Here is a 20,363-nt window from a genome sequence, read left to right on the forward strand (position 1 = left end):
AAATGCAGCAAATTTTTAATTTTATTATAAGAAACAGTAATCGATTGCTGTTTTTGCTGCTTTTAGGCATTTCGTTGGCGCTCACAATTCAATCCCATTCTTACCACAGAAGCAGAGTAATCAGCTCCGCTAACTTTTTAAGCGGTGGTGTTTATGAAAAAATCAACCGTGTAAACGAATATTTGAATTTAAGAACTGAAAACGAAGAACTTGTACTTGAAAATGCAAGATTAAAAAGCCTGTTATTCAATAAAGAAGATACTACAAAACTTCCGCCGCCGGATACTATCAAAGGTGTAAAACCTGCAGATATTATTGTTTCAAAAGTAATTCACAACTCCTACAATACGCACGAGAACTTTATCACGCTAAATTCCGGAGCAAATGACGGAATCAAGCCGGATATGGGAGTAATCAACAGCTTAGGAATTATTGGTATAATTGATAATACTTCGCCAAGATACGCTACGGTAGTCAGTATTTTGAATATGAAATCGCATATTAATGCAAAATTAAAGAAATCAAATCATTTTGGCTCTTTAACCTGGGACGGAAAAAGTACCGGATTTGTTCAGTTAGAAGATGTTCCAAGATTAGCTTCTATCAGAAAAGGAGATACAATCGTTACAGGTGGTCAATCTGTGATTTTTCCTGAAGGAATTAACATTGGTACCGTCGATAAGATTTCAACAAAAGCCAACACTAGCTCCTATGTCATAAACGTTAAACTATTTAACGATATGACCAACTTAGGACACGTTTATATTATTAAAAGCAGGGACAGAGAGGAACTTATTAATTTAGAAAACAAGAAAAAAAATGAATAGCGCTTTGTTAGTCAATATTCTTCGTTTTATTATGTTACTAACAATTCAAGTTGTTATTTTCAATAATATGAATTTTTTAGGGTATATAAGTCCCTTCCCATACATCCTATACATTATTTTGTATCCGGTAAACGGCAACAAGGCGGGACTAATTTTCTCGAGCTTTTTACTTGGACTAACAATGGATATGTTTTGCAATTCGGGAGGAATTCACGCTACAGCCTGTGTTATTCTCGCCTATTACAGACCTTATATTTTTAAGTTCTCATTTGGACTTAGTTACGAATATCAAACCATAAAGCTGAATGATTCATTAACTCCCGAGAGATTTTCATTTATCCTGGTTTCTGTTGTATTACATCATATTGTACTGTTTATACTAGAAGCATTTCAGTTTAGATTTATCTGGGACATTTTGCTCCGCACTTTATTTAGTTCTATATTTACAATAATCACTTCAATTATAATAATTTACCTTATTAAGCCCAATAAACGATGAGAAAAGTTCTGCTGCCCTCTTTAATTATTATCGCAGCATCCTTGCTTGTGATGAGGGTATTTTATTTGCAAATTATAGACGATTCTTTCAAATTAAAATCAGATAATAACGCAATAAAGAAACAGTACGACTACCCTGAAAGAGGATACATCTATGACAGGTACGGAAAATTATTAGTGGCCAATCAGGCTTCTTACGACATCATGGTTATTCCGAGAGAAATCAAGGAGGACTTAAATGTTAGCGAGTTCTGCACGTTATTAAATATTACCAAAGAAGATTATGATAAGCGCATAGCAAAGGCCAAAGTATACAGCCCAAGATTACCGTCTGTATTTTTACCGCAATTAAACAAATCTGAATTTGCCGCTTTTCAGGAAAAAATCAGAAAATACGAAGGTTTCTATTTCCAAAAAAGATCACTTCGTGATTACGAAGTAGATTATGGCGCTAATATTTTTGGATTCATTACACAGGTAAACGAACGTTTAATAGCCAAAAACCCGTATTATAATAGTGGAGATTTAATTGGACAACAAGGTGTCGAACAAAACTATGAAGAAGTTTTACGCGGAATAAAAGGTGTAAAATACATCCAGAAGGACAAATACAATAGAGAAATTGGCTCTTATAAGGATGGTAAATACGACACTATCGCTGTTGCCGGAGAAGACATCAACTTGACGATTGATTCTGAACTTCAAAAGTACGGAGAAGAATTAATGATTAATAAAAGAGGGGGAATTGTTGCTATCGAACCTAAATCAGGAGAAATCTTAGCATTAGTTACTGCACCTTCTTACGATCCGGGTATCTTAGTAGGAAGACAAAGATCTAAAAACTATACGCTTTTATATCACGATTCTATAGCAAAACCTTTATACGACAGAGGACTTCTGGCAGAATACCCTCCAGGTTCGCCATTTAAAATCCTTACCGGATTAGTTGCTTTGCAAGAAGGCGTAATCAACGAACAAACTACATTCATGTGTCACCACGGATTTAGTTACGGTAGAGGCCGTTTTATGAAATGTCACGGTTTTGGCCCACACCAATTGCATAACGGTATCTACAATTCATGTAATACTTATTTTGCTCAGGCTTATATGCTCACGATTAACAAATATGCCAATCCCGCAAAAGCCGTAGATGTTTGGAGCAATCACATAAAAAGTTTTGGACTGGGTCAGTTTATGGGTTATGATTTACCAATTGGTAAAAGAGGAAATGTACCAACATCTAAAACGTACAAAAAAATATACCCTAACGGAGGCTGGAGAAGCACCACAATTGTATCGAATTCTATTGGTCAGGGAGAGGTTTTAATGACCCCGATTCAACTTGCTAACATGATGGCAACAGTAGCGAATCAAGGTTATTATTATACGCCTCATATCATTAAAAAGATAGAAGGTAAAAAAATAGATCCTAAGTTCACTGAAAAACATGTTACAACGATAGATCAGAAATATTTTCCTCCGGTTATCAGCGGTTTATTTGATGTTTACAACCTTGGTACTGCACGCGCATTAAGAGTTGAAGGTATTGATATTTGCGGAAAAACAGGTACAGCAGAGAATTTTGCTAAAATCAACGGAAAAAGAACACAGCTTAAAGATCACTCGATATTCGTAGCCTTTGCCCCAAAAGACAATCCTAAAATTGCAATCGCAATTATGATTGAAAACGGAGGATTCGGTGCTACAGTTGCCGGACCAATCGCAAGTTTGATGATCGAAAAATACCTGAGAAAGAAAATCTCAAGAACTGATTTAGAAATTAGGGTATTAAACAAAAGTCTTGTAAGCGAATATGCAAAATTAGGAGGAATGACTGCGGCGAGCGCGATTGAATCTACTCCAAAAGACTCTGTCATGAAAGCTAAAATGCTAAAACAGCCAAAAGTAGAAGTTAAAAAAGTACCTTTAGACACCACCCAAGAAAATTAATATTATTATTTCAAATGAAAAACCAAAGTATAAAAAATAACATTGACTGGATAAGTGTTTTTATTTACACTGCGTTGGTAATACTGGGGTGGCTAAACATTTATTCCTCATCATTATTATCTACGGACGGAACTTATCAAAAACAGTTAATCTTTATTGGCTGTACAATCCCTTTGATTTTTATAGTACTTTTTGTTGATGGTAAATTCTACGAAAAATATGCCAGCATTATTTTTGGAGTTTCACTATTGTCTTTAGCCGGTTTATTCCTTTTTGGAAAAACCATTGCCGGACAAAGATGCTGGTACGCTATAGGGAGTTTTACCATACAACCCTCTGAGTTTGCAAAAGCCGCTACATCATTGGCATTGGCAAAATATCTAAGCGACACACAAATCAATCTGAAAGATGTAAACAGGCAAGTTCAGGCTCTGGCTATTGTATTTCTGCCTGTATTATTGATTTTACCACAACCCGATCCCGGGAGTGCTTTAATCTACAGTATTTTTATTGTTGTTTTATACAGAGAAGGATTGCCTTCATGGTATGTCTGGACTGGTTTTATCACCATATTACTATTCGTTTTAACGCTTGTTTTAGAACCTTACGCTGTTATTCTAATTGCTTTGGGAGTATTAATTATCATACACTTTAAAGGCAGGGCTGTTGATCGAAATATAATTTTAAGCGGTATTTTATTAGCCATTATTTCAGCTTTTGTTTTATCCGTAGACTATGTTTTTGACCATATTTTCAAACAGCACCACCGTGACCGTTTCAACATATTACTGGGTAAAACTGTAGATATGAAAGGTATCGGATACAACACCAACCAATCTGAAATCGCTATTGGATCAGGAGGATGGATTGGAAAAGGTTTTCTTGAAGGAACCCAAACCAAAGGAGGATTCGTTCCTGAACAGCACACAGATTACATTTTTACAACCGTTGGTGAAGAATGGGGTTTTGCAGGATCAATAGTTGTAATCGCGCTTTTTGTGGGTTTATTGCTCAGAGTAATCTATCTGGCCGAAAGACAAAAAACAAAATTCAGCAGAGTTTATGGTTATTGTGTTGCCGGAATTTTATTCACTCACTTTTTTGTAAACATCGCGATGGTTATCGGGATTTTTCCAACAATTGGGGTTCCGTTGCCGTTCTTTTCGTATGGAGGTTCCGGACTTTGGGGATTCACTATTTTATTGTTTATCTTCTTAAAAATGGATGCCAATAAAGTAAATGAATGGTAGTCTGCTTTCCCGAAAAAATCCAATAAAAAAATTCCAAATTCCAATTCTAAACTCAATTAATCGCCAGAGTACGAAACAAAATCCATTGAATTTGTAGGTCTTAAGCGCTATTTTCGAACTTCATATACTTCTAGTTCAACAAGGCACAAAACTTCAAATACAAGAATCAATTTCAAACATAGATCAAGGCTTCAACCCTGGGTTAGGTATAATAATAAAACAATATATGGCCGCTCAATATTTCGATGTTGGCAAGGCAAAAAAATCATATTCAGGCATAAAAAAAGTCCGAAGTTCTGAACTTCGGACTTTTTTGTATTATATATTTTAATTATATCTTTTCGCTTGGTCTTTTCTTTAAAAGCTTTACCAAAACCGGGAATGTAGATATGATAACAATTATGATAATGATATATTCGATATGGTGTTTCAGATCAATTCCTTGTTTTAAGAACACTCCATATAAATAATGTCCTGCAAAAATTAAGACAAATGACCATAAGAAAGAGCTCAAAATATTATAGAACATAAATTTCTTTTTATCCATAGAAACGATACCCGCTATGATTGGGGCAAATGTTCTGAAGATTGGAAGAAAACGCGCATAGATAATCGCTTTACCACCATATTTTTCGAAGAAATCTTTAGATTGTAATAAATACTTTTTCTTGAACCAGAAAGAATCTTCTTTTTTAAACAAATAATATCCGCTTTTGGCACCAAACCAATATCCCGTCATATTACCTAAAACTCCCATTATGGCAACCAGAGTCGAAAGCACAAAAACGTTTATAAAATCTGCCGGAATATCAACAACATTCAACATCAGATCACGGCTGTAAATACCTGCCAAAAAAAGTAAACTATCTCCCGGAAGGAAGAAACCTGCAAAAAGTCCTGTCTCTGCAAAAACTATAAACAAGACAATAAATAAACCAATTTGAACACCTCCGATGCTTAACGTAATATAAAATTCAGGGTTAATTAATTGACTCCAATCAAAATTATTCATAAATGCGTTTGGTTATATTTATAAGTTCGTGAAATTAACAATAATTTGGTTCAACACCAATAAATTGAGATATTTTAAAGATAAATTAACTATTTAAAAGCCCAAGTTTACACTTGGGCCCTCAAGATCATTATTCTCTTACATACTTGCAGCAAGAATGTAAATTTTCGTAATCAGCTTCTGTTGCTTTAACGTCCTTAGTATCATGCCCTACTTTGGCAACAGCCTTATTCAAATCTTCCGGAGATGATTTTTCTTCGTTTAAAATTACCGCCAATTGATGTGAACTAATATCCCATGAAGCAGACTTTACTCCCGGAACACTAAAAGCCGCTTTTTCGATTCGCTTTTTACATTGCTCACAATTGCCATTTACTTCGGTTGTGTATTTTAAATTCTTATTTTTTTTAGTTTGAGCCTGAGCTGAAAATCCTAAAAAAGCTATCATTGCAATTAAAATTAAATTTTTCATGTTAATCCTTTTTATTGTTAGTGAAATTGATTTTTGAAATTGAATTCTTTATTTTATTTTAAATCGTAATCCGGCGTAATACATTTGTCCAAAAATTGGAGCATACGCAATAGAAGCATCAAAGTTAGGACCAAAAGGATCTCCGGCGCCTAAAATTGCTTTTTGCTGTTTGTAGTTTCCTATATTCTCTCCCCCAACATATACTTCTAAAACCGGAGAAATTACTCTCGTAACCTGAACATTCATAACAGCATAAGACGGTGAAAAATCAGGAAACTGATCCTCTATCGGGTTTGATGCCGTATAAGGCAACTGTTGTTTTCCGGACCAGTTAAAAGTATAATCAAACTTCCATTGTTTTCCATCCCTCAAATGCGTCTCGTATTCAAGATTGGCTAAAAAACGATGTTTTGCCTGCAGCGGACGCTGAAAAGTTCCAGTCAAATAATCTGTTTGAATGTCATAATATTTATATGCCGTTCTTAAATTCAAATGATTCGCCAACTCATAATTAAACTCAAATTGAAAACTATTTGCAAAAGAGCTTCCTCTTAAATTATAGAACGAAACATCCTGCGGACTCTGCATCAAATCTACAACGGCCTGATTTTGAAAATCGGTACGATAGAAATCAAATGCAACTTCAGCATTTTTACTGAAAAGCTTAAATCTCTGAGAAAAACTCACACCATAGTTCCATGCAATCTCAGGATTCAATCCGTAAATTTTTCCACTGGTATCTAAAATCGAGAACGTTCTTGAACTTGCGAAGAGCTGTTGGTTCTCAGCAAAAATATTCGCGGAACGTTTTCCTCTTCCCGCAGAAAAACGAAGCACTCCATCTTTCCAGGGATTGTATCTCATATGCAAACGAGGTGTTGCGAAGAAACCAAGACGATTATGATTGTCTACTCTTCCTCCTAAAATCAAACTAAAATTATCATTGTTATCATACGTGTATTCAAAGAATGCACCAACAGAATTATCAATTCTACTGTAATCTGTTACATTAACAAATTCCTGATACTGATCGTAACTAAAATTTAAACCGGTCGAGAACTTGTGTTTTGTATTATTGATAATCGAATTGAAAATTAAATTAGAATAAAAACTATTCTGTCTGATATCGTATAAATTCAATCCAAAATAAGAGTTTTGATTATGGCTGTTAAAAGCATTCTGAAAACCAATACTCTGATACGGCATGTCTTTAAAAACATAGCCTATTTTTGTAGACACGTCAAAACGTTCTGTATTGATTTCTGATCCCCAGTGATTTGTGGTTCCGCGATCCCTGTCTTTATCAAAATCAACTTCTCCTGTTTGTTTTTTATCATTCATATACCTGAAATTGATAAAACTCACCAAACCACTTTCAGGATTATAATATTGATAACGGTTCAGGACATTGATTTGTTTACCCAAGGGATTATCAAGAAACCCATCATCATTCATGTCATTTTTTGCAACACGGGCATTTCCGTGAACAAACAGGCTTGTCGCCCATTTATCAGACAGTTTTTTATTAAAATGAGTATTGACTTCAAAACGGGCATCGGTAGAACCGTAAACATTCAAAAAGAACGGCACATCATTTAAAGGCTTTAAAAGCTCGGTATTTATTTGTCCTGAAATACTCTCGTAACCATTCACCACACTTCCGGCACCTTTGGTAATCTGAACACTTTCAATCCATGTTCCGGGTGTAAATGACAAACCATAAGCCTGAGAAGCTCCACGGACAGAAGGAATATTCTCCTCGGTGATCATTAAATAAGGACTTGTCAGACCCAGCATTTTTATTTGCTTCGTTCCCGTTAAGGCATCAGAAAAATTCACATCTATTGACGGATTTGTTTCGAAGCTTTCGGCCAGATTACAGCAAGCCGCCTTAAGCAATTCTTTGCTCGTAATAACAGTTGTATTTGCGGTAAGCGTATAGGATTTTTTTATTCCTTTTTGCTTTTTTGAAATTTTGACTTCCTCTAAATTCTCTTGCGAAAAAGCAGCAGCAGAAAGTAAAATTACACTCAAAAGCATAATATTTTTTTTCATAAAAAAAGATTTTAATAGTAATTAGAAAGGCTGTTAGAGCGGATCTCAATCTGAGAAACAAACAGCATAGTACAAGCCAAAAGAAGGCTTGATTCTAAAACATTAAAATCAGGAATAAAAAATATATTGACTATACAACTTAAATAAAGGAGGCGCATTCGCATGAGAATAATACGAAATGACCTGACTGCTTTTAAAGCTTGGCATTGCTATAAAAACAACCGATTTAAACTCCTGTACTACAGGCGCAAAAGCAAATTGAAAAAAGAAAAATTTAAGGGTGGCGTTATCTGATTTTTTCTCAAAGTGAACTACTTTGTCTTTACAACAAGAAGATTCTTTCTCAGAGACACCACAACATTTCTTTTCAGAAGAAGCAGCAACGGAAGTATTTAATGAAACAGAAGCAATTTTACCTCCGCAATAATGCACATCAAAAGCAAACCCAATGTTGGAAACCAACAAGAGTACCGCTAAAAATAGTCCTGTGCACTTTTTTAAATTCATGCCGCAAAATTACCTAAAAAGACTTAAAAAAAGATTAAATAAAATGTTATTTTTTTAAATCTGTATTACCGACAATAAACCAACAATACTTACCGCATTACAACACTCATTAATCCGGATAATATATTTTTATTACTCCTTAATATATAGGATCGAAAAAACCTAAATGGTATCCTGTCTTTCTTAACAGAAATTTTTTTCATCTTTATGCATTTTTTGAGATTAGCTTTAAATACTTTTGTATAAAATTTTTACATCATGACATTTCAAGAATTACAACCAAAAATAAGCGCTATTGTTGCTGACGATAAAGCTACCAGAGACGAAAAATTATTATCGGTCTGCCAACTTCTAAACGCGAATATAGAATACTATAACTGGGTAGGCTTTTATTTTGCCAATCACGAGACCAAAACATTACACTTAGGCCCGTATGTTGGCGCTGAAACAGACCATACGGTGATTCCATTTGGAAAAGGAATTTGCGGACAAGTAGCCGAAAGCAACGCTAATTTTGTAGTGCCGGATGTTGCCGCACAAGACAACTATATCGCCTGCAGCTTTACAGTTAAATCTGAAATTGTAGTCCCTTTATTTGTTAACGGACAAAATATTGGTCAAATCGATATTGACAGCCATGTAATCGATCCTTTTACAGAAGCTGACGAAAGATTTTTAGAATTTGTAAATCAGGAAGTTGCTACATTGTACTAAAAATAATACATTCGTGTAACTTTAATTTTAACTCTTTATGAAACTAATTTTACGCTTTTTTATTTTCTTCGCAATTTCAACAAAGCTATTTTCCCAAACTGCAACTCCTGCAGATAAGATCACTTATCTGGACTCTTCCTGGGTCGAAAGCACAGAAGACAACTATAAATACATCAGAATTGTTGAAGAATATTTTTCAGACAAAAAGGCTTACGTTTTAAAAGAATACTACAAATCCAAGGCTTTAAAGATGATTGGCACTACCACAGACAAAGATGTTATCAAACGTGAAGGCCAATTTGTTTACTATTATGAAAACGGAAACAAAAAATCAACCGTTAATTATCAGAACAACAAAAAAACCGGAAAGGAATTTAACTGGTATGAAAACGGCAACATAAAATCTGAATTTGAATATTTCGCCACTAAAGATGATGAGACAGATTATAAATTAAACAATTACTGGAACGCTCAAAAGGAACAACAAATCATTTCAGGCAACGGAGATCTTGACTATAAAGACGAGTATATAGAAGAAGCCGGAAAAGTAAAAAATGGTTTAAGAGATGGAATCTGGAAAGGTAAGTATGTAAAATCAAAATGCAGTTTTACAGAAAATCATCAAAATGGCAAACTGGTTTCAGGGATATCCATAGATTCTTTGCATATTGAACACCCCTATACTGTTGCTGAACAGCGGCCCGTTCCTAAAAAAGGCATAAAGTCATTTTATAGTTATATTGGTAAATCGATGTATATCCCGGTAGAGGCAAGAAATAAAGCATACGGAAAAATATACATGACTTTTATTGTAGATAAAGACGGAAGCCTAGTTGAACCAAAGATCCTAAAAGGAGTGGGCTACGGAATAGACGAAATTGCAATGAAGGCTATAAAAAATGCCAAAAGCTGGAATCCGGGTACAAAAAGAGGCATTCCGGTACGAGTTCTTTACTCCTTACCTATCACAATTACAAAAAATGGGCAATAAAATTCTTTTTTTCAAAAAAAAGTACTAATTTTGCACCCGTCTTACAATAGATGTATGACATACATAAAAATCATTAAATAATATTGGAATGTATTTAACTAAAGAGAAAAAAGAAGAGATTTTCGCACAGCACGGTGAAGCAACAAACACTGGAAAAGCAGAAGCTCAAATCGCATTGTTTACTTACAGAATTAGTCACCTGACTGAGCACTTGAAAAAAAATCGTCATGATTACAACACTGAGCGTTCATTAGTACTATTAGTAGGTAAAAGAAGATCGTTGCTTGATTACTTGAAAAAGAAAGAGATCAACAGATATCGTGAGATTATCAAAGTATTGAATATCAGAAAATAATCAATATAGAAAAGAGGTGCGAAAGTGCCTCTTTTTGTTTTTAGCCCCCAACCCCCCAAAGGGGGAAATATCAAAAGATATTTTTATGATTTATAAGCTCCCCCTTTGGGGGTTGGGGGGCTAAAAAGTTTGGTTTTTCATTGGGTTTTAGAATAAACAACAACTACACACAACAACTACAACACAACTAAAACCCATTGTATAACCAATAAGGAAAAAATTTATGATTCCACAATTATTTGTAGAAAGTATCGATTTAGGTGATGGCAGAAGCATCACAATCGAGACAGGACGTTTAGCCAAACAAGCTGATGGTTCTGTAGTAGTAAGAATTGGTAAAACTGTTATTTTAGGTACAGTTGTATCATCAAGAAAAGCAAGTCCGGGTATCGACTTTTTACCGTTGACGGTAGATTATCGTGAAAAATTTGCAGCAGCTGGCCGTTTCCCGGGAGGTTTCTTCAAAAGAGAAGCTCGCCCAAGCGACAGCGAAGTATTAACAATGAGATTAGTTGACCGTGTTTTACGTCCGCTTTTCCCAAGTGATTATCACGCAGAAGTTCAGGTTATGATTCAGTTAATGTCTCATGATGAAGAAGTAATGCCGGATGCATTAGCAGGACTAGCCGCTTCGGCAGCACTTGCTTTGTCTGACATTCCTTTTGAAACTTTGATTTCTGAAGCCAGAGTTGGAAGAATTGACGGTAAATTTATCATCAATCCATCTCGTGCACAATTAGAATTATCTGATATAGATATGATGATTGGAGCTTCGACTGATTCTATCGCAATGGTAGAAGGAGAAATGAAAGAAATCTCAGAAGCTGAAATGTTAGAAGCAATTAAATTTGCTCACGAACATATTAAAGTACAAATTGCTGCTCAGGAAAGATTAGCAATTGCTTTTGGTAAAAAAGAAGTTCGTACTTATGAAACTGAAAAAACTGACGATGCTATTTACGCAAAAGTAAAAGCAGCGGCTTATGATAAAATTTACGCTATTGCAAGTAAAGGTTCGGCTAAACACGAACGTTCTGCAGCATTTGATGCTGTAAAAGAAGAAGTAAAAGCGTTGTTTACAGAAGAAGAATTGGCAGAAAACGGAGACCTGGTTTCTAAGTATTTCTACAAAACCAATAAAGAAGCTGTTCGTAATGTAACTTTAGATTTAGGAACTCGTCTTGACGGAAGAAAAACTACAGAAATCAGACCTATCTGGTGTGAAGTAGATTATTTACCATCTGTACACGGTTCTGCATTGTTTACACGTGGAGAAACTCAGGCTTTGGCAACTGCAACTTTAGGAACATCAAGAGAAGCAAACCAAATTGACTCACCATCTGAACAAGGAGAAGAAAAATTCTATTTGCACTATAACTTCCCTCCATTTTCTACAGGAGAAGCTCGTCCGTTAAGAGGAACTTCAAGAAGAGAAGTTGGTCACGGAAACTTAGCACAAAGAGCATTGAAAAACATGATTCCTGCTGAAAATCCATACACGATTAGAGTTGTTTCTGAAGTATTGGAATCTAATGGTTCATCTTCTATGGCTACAGTTTGTGCCGGAACATTAGCTTTAATGGATGCCGGTATTCAAATGATTCGTCCGGTTTCCGGAATTGCAATGGGATTGATTACTGATGGTGATCGTTTTGCAGTTTTATCTGATATTTTAGGTGATGAAGATCACTTAGGAGATATGGATTTCAAGGTAACTGGAACTTCAGAAGGTATTACAGCTTGTCAAATGGACATCAAAATTGACGGATTGAAATACGAAATCATGGAGCAGGCTTTGGCTCAGGCTCGTGACGGACGTTTACATATCTTAGGAAAGTTACTTGAAACTCTTGCTAAACCAAATGCAGATGTTAAAGCGCACTCTCCTAAAATCATCACCAGAACTATTCCTGGAAACTTTATTGGAGCATTAATTGGACCTGGCGGAAAAGTAATTCAGGAATTACAAAAAGCTACAGGAACAACTATCGTGATCAACGAAGTAAACGAAGAAGGTGTTATCGAAATCTTAGGTACAGATCCTGCAGGAATTGAAGCGGTATTGGCAAAAATTCAATCTATCACTTTCAAACCTCAAATGGGAGAAGCTTACGAAGTTAAAGTAATCAAAATGCTTGATTTTGGAGCTGTAGTAGAATATACTGCTGCACCAGGAAACGAAGTATTGCTTCACGTATCTGAACTAGCTTGGGAACGTACTGAAAATGTTACTGATGTAGTAAACATGGGAGATGTATTCCAGGTGAAATACTTAGGACTTGATCCTAAAACAAGAAAAGAAAAAGTGTCAAGAAAAGCACTTCTTCCAAGACCTCCACGTGAGGAGAAAAAAGAGTAATCAGATCTTAGTTTACTAAAGGTTTATTCATAGAAAACCCCAGTTCATTTAGTTGAATTGGGGTTTTTCGTTTTTACTCTAAAACAATAACAGTAAAAATATATTACCTTTTATTTCTAACTCGAATAAAACTAAAATAACATGCCAAAAATTGCCCTTTATTCAAAGAAAAAAAATATCTTTAACCTACCAAAAACAAACATATTAACCCTAAAAACCCTATTATGGAATTTAACGTTATCCAGATTACAAAAATCAACAGAGACGATTTCAAGTTTACAGACACCGAAAACCTTACTTTACCGGTCCCTCCTTTAGCTTCAGCAACCCATTTCTTAAATGGCAATGTTGACACATTAAAAATCTGTGCTACTATCTACCTTAATTCCAGAGAATCTAAGACTCCGGTTGTTGGAAGCCTCTCAGAAGAAGGCAATACTTTCGAAATTTTCTTTGACTACGACTGGGATGATGAATCACCTGAAACTTATGATGTTTGGTATGTAGAAATCGATTATACTTCTAAAACCGTTAAGAACATCACTGAAGTTATTTCTTATTTGAAAAATTTAAATTCACAAACTCATGTAGGAGGTGGATTAGGAGATGATCCAAAAATATCAAGAGGTACAAAAACAAGTATACCTGATTAATTTAAGAATAACTGCTTCTTTAGGCATTGATAGATTTACATAACTTTATTGATGATTACCGAATTGTAATAAATACTTGATAATGATTCAAAAAACACATAATTTTCTTTTACTATTTCTCTTTTTTCCTTTAATAGTTTTTTCACAAAAAGAAAATGATTTGAATTATTTTGAAGTTGCTATTCAAAAAAAAGCAAGTTCATTAAAAAATGAAATTAACTTTGACAAAGCACAATCTTTTTTCATAAAAGAAGAATGGGATTCAACCCTAGTCTACTCGATGAAGCAATTGAATTCTAGTCCTAATTTAGAAACAAAAGATTACTGCCACTATTTTAGAGGCTATTCTCTAAAAAAGAAGGACCTTTATGAACAAGCAAGCGTTGAATTTAACTCAGTAAACAAATCATTCCAATATTATTATTTAGTAGATTATAATATTGGAAAATTGTTTTATTTTGAAGAAAATTTCAAAAAAGCAATTATTTATTTTTTAAGGGCTGAAACCGAAATATTAAATCATAGAGATGAAAGCGAGATAGCCGACATATACACATGTATTGGAATATGCTACCTACACTTAAATCAATTTACTAAAGCAGAATCTTACCTAAGAAAAGATGCTCTATTAAATCCTAAACAGGTTACAAAAAGTGTAATTCGTGCTAACATTAATATAGCAAATTTTTATTACAAACAATACAAGGACCAACAAGCGATATACTATTTTCAAAAAGCTTATATATTATCAAAAGATATAAAAGATTTCAAATTAAAAGAAAATACAGCATTCAACATGGCCGTTGTAGAAGAAAATAGAAGTAATTACAAAAAAGCTTTGGTCTATCGAAAAGAATCAGAGGATTGGAAAGATTCCATATACAATCAAAACAAAATATGGGCAGTCGCTGATTACGAAAAAAAGTTTGCTGTAGCGCAAAAACAAAAACAGATTAAAGTACTAGAAGTCGAGAACAAGCTAAAAGACACCCAACGTAACAGTTTGTTTTTTGCCTCAATAGGCTTACTACTAATTTTAACCGGAGGAGTTTATTTGTACGGTCAAAAAGTGAAAAATGCGAAAACTATATTACTGCAAAAAAACAAACTCGACGAACTTAATGCCACTAAAGATCAGTTGTTTTCTATTGTAAGCCATGATTTGCGATCATCTGTAAACGCATTAAAAACGAGTAATGCTAAATTATCTGCCACACTCGAAACTAAAAATTATGATGAGCTCCACCAGCTTATTATCCAGAATAGCACGATTGCCAATGGCGCTTACAGTTTATTAGACAATTTACTGCATTGGGCGATGCTGCAAACGAAACAATTGTATTTTCATAAAGAATCAATTCACTTATATTCTATTGTACAGCAAATCGAATACAACTATAAACCTTTGCTTCTGGACAAAGCCATTACTTTTGAAAATTTGGTTTCGAAAAATATCTTTATTTTTGTCGATCTTGATTCTTCAAAGATTGTGCTTCGAAATTTACTCGACAATGCCATTAAATTTTCTAATAAAGATGGCAAAATAAGTTTTTATACACAAGAAAATAATCCTGATTTTTGCGATCTTATAATCGAAGACAACGGAATTGGTATGAGCGAAAACACGATTAAAGAATTACTGCAGGAAGGAGAACTTTTAGCCAAAAAAAGCAACTCCGAAATTATAGGAACCGGTTTAGGATTGCAATTGTGCAAACAAATGATCAAAAAAAATAGTGGTACTTTAGTTATAGAAAGTGAAATTAACAAGGGAACTAAAATGATATTAAGTTTTCCAAAAACAAAAACAAATGGATAATATTAATGTTTTAATTATAGAAGATACTCCAGAACAAAGCGATGCACTTGTTAAAGTCCTGGTAGAGAACAATTACAACATTACAGGCGTTGCTGCCAACTTTACCGATGCATTAAAACTTTTTTACGAGAATACGGTAGATATCATTATTATAGATGTTTTTCTGGACGGAAAACCAGATGGAATCACTTTTGCAGAATCTATTAACATTATTCCTAACGCTTCGAAACCATTTGTGTTTTTGACCAGTTCGCAGGATCGTCAAATTTTTGAAAGAGCAAAACTTACCAAGCCTTTTAGTTTTTTGATGAAACCTTTTAATGAACTTGAAATTCTATATGCCATAGAAATGGCCGTCGAAAAATTCTATGCTCAAACGAATGTTTTTATGAGCGAAGAACAAGACACCGTAATTAGCAATGATTACTTGTTTATCAAGAAGAAAAACTCACTAAAAAAAGTCGCCATAAACGACATTTTATATATCGAAGTCGAAGAACGCTATTGCAATATTATTACCGAAAAAGAAAAATTTGTCATTCAGATCTCCCTAACCAAAATAAGCACTTTACTGGATAAAAATAAATTCGTAAAAACACACCGCAACACTATTGTAAACACAGACAAAATCGAAGAAATTATTCTGGCAGACAATCTGATCATCCTGAAAGGAGAACATAAAATAAACCTAAGCGATACGTATAAAGATTTTTTAAAAAAAATGAATATCTTATCCTAGAAAAATTCCAAAGACATTTTTACAAATCCTCTCCATTCCGGGAGGATTTTTTGTTTTGAAAGAAATATCCCAATACACAAGCATTTCTAAAGATTTCATGACATGAAAAAAGGCTTTCGTGACATTTTTCACCCCAACGGAAGAAATCAAAATTACTTTTACCCTACGAAACCCCAAAATCAAAAAAGCCTAAAATGAAAATTGCACTAACCAAACAACCGGACATGAAAATTTTAGACATTTTAAGAAAAATAAAAAACAATCCGTGGGTTGGTGTTGCTGTTTCATTAACCTTAATTATCCCCAGTTTATACGAAATCCTGGATGACATTACGGTTTTCAGAAAGGAATATATATTATTATTCATCGCATTTCCCATTTATATCAAATCCCTGAAAAAGATATTCGACGATATGCTGGATGCCTATGATGACTTATCCGAATAAAACATATACAAAATAATTTAGAATCCCGTTTGCCCCGTTCTTCTTTATATCCAGAGTTCCAATTCTTCATTCTTGAATTGGAACTTTTTATTTTTTATTATTTACCACGCAACCTTTTTGATTTTAAGCTACTATTAATTAGAACCAGGCTAAAAATAATCAAAATGATAAACTTTATAAAAACAACCACAGTAGTAATTTCTTTATTAGTAATCGCTTTAATATTCGGATGCTCTAATTTCGAAGACAACTGGCGCGAAACAGCAAGTATCGATACAGGAACACCTGGCAAAATAATCGAAAAAAGTTCTGAGCTGTATATTACTTTGCAAAAAGCAACAACCAGCAAAGCTCTTGAAGGCGGAGAAGTTCCTCCTTGTGTAGAATTTGTTTATCCTTTGAGTTTAAGAATATATGACAATAATTTAAACGGTATAGGCTCCACCAATATACACAGCGATGTCGAATTTAGTAAAATTCTGGAAAACCTTCCAAACGGGCAATCTTTAAGCATAAGCTATCCTATAGCAACAACTTTAGAAGATGGTACAAAGTATACCGTTAATAATAATACCGAATTGGCTATCGCTCTAAAAAACTGCAGTAGAGAAGACATTATAAGATATTATAATGACTTGTTGGTTCCTCCAACTCAAAATCCTTTACAATATTTCTGGAGAATTAAATATTCTGAAACAGGAGACAATACTTACTTTAGCGGAAGCTTTTTAGTAAATTCGGGAGGCTATTTGCTTTTTTATTATAACACCCAAAAATATTACGGAACGTTTTTCTTTTTATTTGTTGATGACAAACTACATATTAACATCAATTTAGAAGGAGATTCCGAAGTAGCAAAATACTGGAACATTGATCGCGAAGTAGAAGTAGACGGGATTAATATCACTATAAAAACAGATCCTAAAGACATTAAACTGGAACTCATATACGAATCGAGAAAAGAGTATAAAGTTGGAGATACTGGACCCGCAAAAGGAATCGTTTTTTACGACAAAGGCGAATATACATTTGGATGGAGGTACATGGAAGTCGCAACAAAAGATCTAAAGGATAATGAATGGGGATGCGCTGCTTCGGCGATACCGAACGCAAGAAATACTGAATTAGGAACCGGATTCTATAATACCGCCCAGATTATTAACTATCATGATAACCTTGCAAATTACTACGCAAATCCATCTATTTGCAATAATGCTAATAACGGAACTTTACTAGCAAAAGATGCCATAAAACAAATTCAGGATGTTTTTATCGATTGGTTTCTGCCTTCTGCAGATGAACTTGATTTGGTATACAAAAACCTATATTTAAACAATTTAGGAAATTTCCAGGATTCAGTTTACTGGAGCTCTACAGAAATTGATGCAAATACGGTGTCTACAGTTGATTTTAAAACCGGAGAAAAAACCGTTACATCAAAAATTCCGGAAAAAGGTACGGTCAAAGCCAGAGCAATAAGATACTTTTAATTTAATTGCCGAAAGGTAATTCTAATTCCTATATTTAAAAACCATTAAACATTTTCATTTTTGAATTTAGATCAACTCATAAAAGGGTGCATTAAGCAAAACCGGAAATCACAGGAAGAACTCTATAACTTATATTACAAAATTCTCTTTGTAACGAGTTTAAAGTACTGTACAAATGATTCTGAAGCTGAAGATAATCTTCATGACGCTTTTATTGAGATATTCACCAATATCAAAAATTATAAGGGTTCGGGAAGTTTTGAAGGCTGGATGAAAAGAATTACGATCAATAAAGCCATTAGCCGATATCGTGATTCCTCCTTTTTAACACCTATTAAAGACGACATTTCTCAAGATGTTTTTATAGAAGAAAACGAAATAGATCTTTCATTGGATTATATGTTATCACTTATACAAGAACTCCCCCATCAATATAGATTAGTTTTTAATTTATATGAATTAGACGAATACTCTCATAAAGAAATTGCAGTAATGCTCTCGATAAGCGAAAGCACTTCGAAATCTAATTTACACAGAGCCAAAATAATTTTAAAAGAAAAAATCACTTCAAAAAAGCCATTCCATAACTACAAATCAAATCATGGAAAATAGAAACGAAATAGGAAAAATATTCAAAGATAAATTGGCACTTCTGGACAAGAAACCAAGTGATAATCTATGGGCATCAATTGAAACTGATTTAAATAAAAAAAGAAAAAGAAAAATTTTATTCTGGCTTTTACCAATCTTATTATGTACCGCTATTACAACTTCAATCTTATTTTTTGAACAAACTCAGCAAAGTAAAACTAATACTGAAAATGTTCAGAAAAAAGACAGAATTGTTTCTAAGCCCAATTTTTCTCAGGATAAAGATAAAGCCTCTAAAACAAAACAAACTACAGTATCTCAACCTGGGAAATCTGTCAATTCAAAAACAATAAAAGTTCGGGATACTAAAACAAATTTAATCGTATCTCAATCTAAACCAACAACAAAAACAACAATAGGTCCATCTACTGAAACAAAAACTACCATTAAAAAAAGTAGATCTGAGAAATTAATAAAACAATCTTCAAAACTAATAACATCTACAGAAGATTATGAAGAATATGAAGTAGTGAAAAAATATAAAGTAATTGTAAAAAAGAACAAAACAATTACTACTACTCAAAAAGCGTCAAACACAAAAATTACTAAAAAATTACCTACGAAGAAGTTGATTAGCAGTAATAAAAAGAAAGCTTCAAATTCAAAAAAGAAAACAATTAATAAGGTGCCTAAAAAATCTAAAACAATTATATCCAAACCAATAGACTCAATTAACAATACAATTCAATTGAAGGAAGAAACTATAAATGAACCTTTATTAAGTATTGCAAAAACAGATACTGTCAAAAAAGACACTTTACTAAAGAAACCAGAAAGAAAATCAACTCCAAAACGTGAATACGTAAAAAGGGATTATCCAAAGCAAAAGAGTGAAACAGATCCTGAATATTCTGTTTCTGTTTATTATGGGCCGGCGATTTCCGGATCATTAGCAAAGGAATCTATGATTAACAAAGGTTTTAATGATTTCTCCAAAAGCCACCCAATAACATCTCATTACGGATTTTACTTTAAATCGATGTATGGTAAAATTGGCTTTAAAGTGGGTGTTTCCAAAATAAATTTAAAAACTGCTACCACCGTCAATGATCCATCTGCTCTAAGATATGAAAACATAACAATGAATAATTATAACAGCGTAGATATTGATAATTTTATTAAAAATGATGGCGAAGGAAAATTTGAACAAAAAATTTCTTATTATGAAATGCCTTTAGAATTTAATTATGCCTTAAAAAAAGACGAAAGCCGTTTTGGTGCAGCAGCTTTTACAGGTTTTAGCATTTTAATTTTGGATAAGAATGAACTATCCTTTTCTTCGGAAAACTTTAAAAATCAAAAAATTGGAGAACTAAAAAATCTTTCAGAAACCAATTTGTCTTTTAATCTGGGATTAGGCTTTAATTATAGGCTAACAGAAAAATTTCAGCTTGATTTTAATCCAATTTTCAAATATTATCTTACCACATACAATGAAGATAATACGGCAAAACCTTACAGTGTATCGATACAATCTGGCGTAACATATAAATTTTAAAAAATATTTTTCATTTAGTTGTAACTTTTTTGATACTTCATACGTATAATCATTTGTACACTTAAAAATTGAGGAGA

The 20,363-nt window shown here is 33.6% G+C and carries 19 protein-coding genes; 15 read left to right on the plus strand and 4 right to left on the minus strand.

Features of this window, described 5'->3' with window-relative positions:
- Positions 1 to 2: 2 nt before the first annotated feature.
- From mreC to rodA, 4 genes are read left to right on the plus strand one after another with little or no spacing between them, the layout of a single operon-like run.
- Positions 3 to 827: a rod shape-determining protein MreC gene (gene mreC, locus B0A67_RS17085; protein WP_072954829.1), complete on the plus strand. Its 825-nt coding sequence runs from the start codon at positions 3 to 5 to the stop codon at positions 825 to 827.
- The gene (locus B0A67_RS17090) at positions 820 to 1,326 is read left to right on the plus strand and encodes a rod shape-determining protein MreD (protein WP_072954833.1); all 507 of its coding nucleotides are present in this window, start codon (positions 820 to 822) and stop codon (positions 1,324 to 1,326) included. Before mreC ends, B0A67_RS17090 begins: the two co-directional genes overlap by 8 nt.
- Positions 1,323 to 3,275 carry a penicillin-binding protein 2 gene (gene mrdA / locus B0A67_RS17095; RefSeq protein ID WP_072954836.1) on the plus strand — a complete coding sequence of 651 codons (1,953 nt, stop codon included), beginning with the start codon at positions 1,323 to 1,325 and terminating at the stop codon, positions 3,273 to 3,275. The genes B0A67_RS17090 and mrdA overlap by 4 nt, the downstream gene beginning before the upstream one ends.
- A 14-nt stretch (positions 3,276 to 3,289) precedes the next feature.
- Positions 3,290 to 4,525, plus strand: a complete 1,236-nt coding sequence (gene rodA / locus B0A67_RS17100) for a rod shape-determining protein RodA (protein WP_072954839.1) — start codon at positions 3,290 to 3,292, stop codon at positions 4,523 to 4,525.
- A gap of 331 nt (positions 4,526 to 4,856) precedes the next feature.
- On the opposite strand, the gene B0A67_RS17105 is transcribed toward rodA, so the two are convergent.
- The 4 genes from B0A67_RS17105 to B0A67_RS17120 form a co-directional block, all read right to left on the minus strand.
- On the minus strand, positions 4,857 to 5,537 hold the full coding sequence (locus B0A67_RS17105) for a DedA family protein (protein WP_072954842.1): 681 nt from the start codon (positions 5,535 to 5,537) through the stop codon (positions 4,857 to 4,859).
- A gap of 130 nt (positions 5,538 to 5,667) precedes the next feature.
- Positions 5,668 to 6,009: a heavy-metal-associated domain-containing protein gene (locus tag B0A67_RS17110; RefSeq protein WP_072954846.1), complete on the minus strand. Its 342-nt coding sequence runs from the start codon at positions 6,007 to 6,009 to the stop codon at positions 5,668 to 5,670.
- A gap of 48 nt (positions 6,010 to 6,057) precedes the next feature.
- Positions 6,058 to 8,064, minus strand: coding sequence for a TonB-dependent receptor plug domain-containing protein (locus B0A67_RS17115; protein WP_072954851.1), 2,007 nt, complete (start codon positions 8,062 to 8,064; stop codon positions 6,058 to 6,060).
- A gap of 108 nt (positions 8,065 to 8,172) precedes the next feature.
- Positions 8,173 to 8,571, minus strand: coding sequence for an HYC_CC_PP family protein (locus tag B0A67_RS17120; protein ID WP_072954853.1), 399 nt, complete (start codon positions 8,569 to 8,571; stop codon positions 8,173 to 8,175).
- 258 nt (positions 8,572 to 8,829) lie between these two features.
- Here B0A67_RS17120 and B0A67_RS17125 point away from each other — a divergent pair, with 258 nt between their 5' ends.
- From B0A67_RS17125 to B0A67_RS17175, 11 genes are all read left to right on the plus strand, one after another.
- Entirely contained in the window at positions 8,830 to 9,285 is a 456-nt protein-coding gene (locus B0A67_RS17125; protein WP_072954856.1) for a GAF domain-containing protein, read from the plus strand.
- 37 nt (positions 9,286 to 9,322) lie between these two features.
- Entirely contained in the window at positions 9,323 to 10,276 is a 954-nt protein-coding gene (locus B0A67_RS17130; RefSeq protein ID WP_072954859.1) for an energy transducer TonB, read from the plus strand.
- Positions 10,277 to 10,364: 88 nt separating this feature from the next.
- Positions 10,365 to 10,631: a 30S ribosomal protein S15 gene (rpsO, locus tag B0A67_RS17135; RefSeq protein ID WP_041516556.1), complete on the plus strand. Its 267-nt coding sequence runs from the start codon at positions 10,365 to 10,367 to the stop codon at positions 10,629 to 10,631.
- Positions 10,632 to 10,854: 223 nt separating this feature from the next.
- Positions 10,855 to 12,990, plus strand: coding sequence for a polyribonucleotide nucleotidyltransferase (locus tag B0A67_RS17140; RefSeq protein WP_072954862.1), 2,136 nt, complete (start codon positions 10,855 to 10,857; stop codon positions 12,988 to 12,990).
- A 224-nt stretch (positions 12,991 to 13,214) separates the two neighbouring features.
- Positions 13,215 to 13,643: a hypothetical protein gene (locus tag B0A67_RS17145; protein ID WP_072954866.1), complete on the plus strand. Its 429-nt coding sequence runs from the start codon at positions 13,215 to 13,217 to the stop codon at positions 13,641 to 13,643.
- Between the two features lie 160 nt (positions 13,644 to 13,803).
- Positions 13,804 to 15,462: a tetratricopeptide repeat-containing sensor histidine kinase gene (locus tag B0A67_RS17150; RefSeq protein ID WP_242670981.1), complete on the plus strand. Its 1,659-nt coding sequence runs from the start codon at positions 13,804 to 13,806 to the stop codon at positions 15,460 to 15,462.
- Positions 15,455 to 16,201, plus strand: coding sequence for a LytR/AlgR family response regulator transcription factor (locus B0A67_RS17155; protein ID WP_072954873.1), 747 nt, complete (start codon positions 15,455 to 15,457; stop codon positions 16,199 to 16,201). The genes B0A67_RS17150 and B0A67_RS17155 overlap by 8 nt, the downstream gene beginning before the upstream one ends.
- A gap of 194 nt (positions 16,202 to 16,395) precedes the next feature.
- On the plus strand, positions 16,396 to 16,647 hold the full coding sequence (locus B0A67_RS17160; RefSeq protein WP_072954877.1) for a hypothetical protein: 252 nt from the start codon (positions 16,396 to 16,398) through the stop codon (positions 16,645 to 16,647).
- Between the two features lie 164 nt (positions 16,648 to 16,811).
- Positions 16,812 to 18,137 (plus strand): hypothetical protein, encoded by a 1,326-nt coding sequence (locus B0A67_RS17165; RefSeq protein ID WP_072954880.1) that lies wholly within the window; start codon positions 16,812 to 16,814, stop codon positions 18,135 to 18,137.
- A gap of 60 nt (positions 18,138 to 18,197) precedes the next feature.
- On the plus strand, positions 18,198 to 18,749 hold the full coding sequence (locus tag B0A67_RS17170; protein ID WP_072954884.1) for an RNA polymerase sigma factor: 552 nt from the start codon (positions 18,198 to 18,200) through the stop codon (positions 18,747 to 18,749).
- Positions 18,739 to 20,286: a porin family protein gene (locus tag B0A67_RS17175; RefSeq protein ID WP_072954887.1), complete on the plus strand. Its 1,548-nt coding sequence runs from the start codon at positions 18,739 to 18,741 to the stop codon at positions 20,284 to 20,286. Before B0A67_RS17170 ends, B0A67_RS17175 begins: the two co-directional genes overlap by 11 nt.
- The last annotated feature ends 77 nt before the right edge of the window (positions 20,287 to 20,363 follow it).

Origin of the sequence: Flavobacterium aquidurense (genome assembly GCF_002217195.1) — a bacterium.
Lineage (GTDB): Bacteria > Bacteroidota > Bacteroidia > Flavobacteriales > Flavobacteriaceae > Flavobacterium > Flavobacterium frigidimaris.

Coding starts and splice junctions, on each gene's coding strand:
- mreC (WP_072954829.1), top strand. CDS start 3: ATGCAGCAAATTTTTAATTTTATTATAAGAAACAGTAATCGATTGCTG.
- B0A67_RS17090 (WP_072954833.1), top strand. CDS start 820: ATGAATAGCGCTTTGTTAGTCAATATTCTTCGTTTTATTATGTTACTA.
- mrdA (WP_072954836.1), top strand. CDS start 1,323: ATGAGAAAAGTTCTGCTGCCCTCTTTAATTATTATCGCAGCATCCTTG.
- rodA (WP_072954839.1), top strand. CDS start 3,290: ATGAAAAACCAAAGTATAAAAAATAACATTGACTGGATAAGTGTTTTT.
- B0A67_RS17105 (WP_072954842.1), bottom strand. CDS start 5,537: ATGAATAATTTTGATTGGAGTCAATTAATTAACCCTGAATTTTATATT.
- B0A67_RS17110 (WP_072954846.1), bottom strand. CDS start 6,009: ATGAAAAATTTAATTTTAATTGCAATGATAGCTTTTTTAGGATTTTCA.
- B0A67_RS17115 (WP_072954851.1), bottom strand. CDS start 8,064: ATGAAAAAAAATATTATGCTTTTGAGTGTAATTTTACTTTCTGCTGCT.
- B0A67_RS17120 (WP_072954853.1), bottom strand. CDS start 8,571: ATGAATTTAAAAAAGTGCACAGGACTATTTTTAGCGGTACTCTTGTTG.
- B0A67_RS17125 (WP_072954856.1), top strand. CDS start 8,830: ATGACATTTCAAGAATTACAACCAAAAATAAGCGCTATTGTTGCTGAC.
- B0A67_RS17130 (WP_072954859.1), top strand. CDS start 9,323: ATGAAACTAATTTTACGCTTTTTTATTTTCTTCGCAATTTCAACAAAG.
- rpsO (WP_041516556.1), top strand. CDS start 10,365: ATGTATTTAACTAAAGAGAAAAAAGAAGAGATTTTCGCACAGCACGGT.
- B0A67_RS17140 (WP_072954862.1), top strand. CDS start 10,855: ATGATTCCACAATTATTTGTAGAAAGTATCGATTTAGGTGATGGCAGA.
- B0A67_RS17145 (WP_072954866.1), top strand. CDS start 13,215: ATGGAATTTAACGTTATCCAGATTACAAAAATCAACAGAGACGATTTC.
- B0A67_RS17155 (WP_072954873.1), top strand. CDS start 15,455: ATGGATAATATTAATGTTTTAATTATAGAAGATACTCCAGAACAAAGC.
- B0A67_RS17160 (WP_072954877.1), top strand. CDS start 16,396: ATGAAAATTGCACTAACCAAACAACCGGACATGAAAATTTTAGACATT.
- B0A67_RS17165 (WP_072954880.1), top strand. CDS start 16,812: ATGATAAACTTTATAAAAACAACCACAGTAGTAATTTCTTTATTAGTA.
- B0A67_RS17175 (WP_072954887.1), top strand. CDS start 18,739: ATGGAAAATAGAAACGAAATAGGAAAAATATTCAAAGATAAATTGGCA.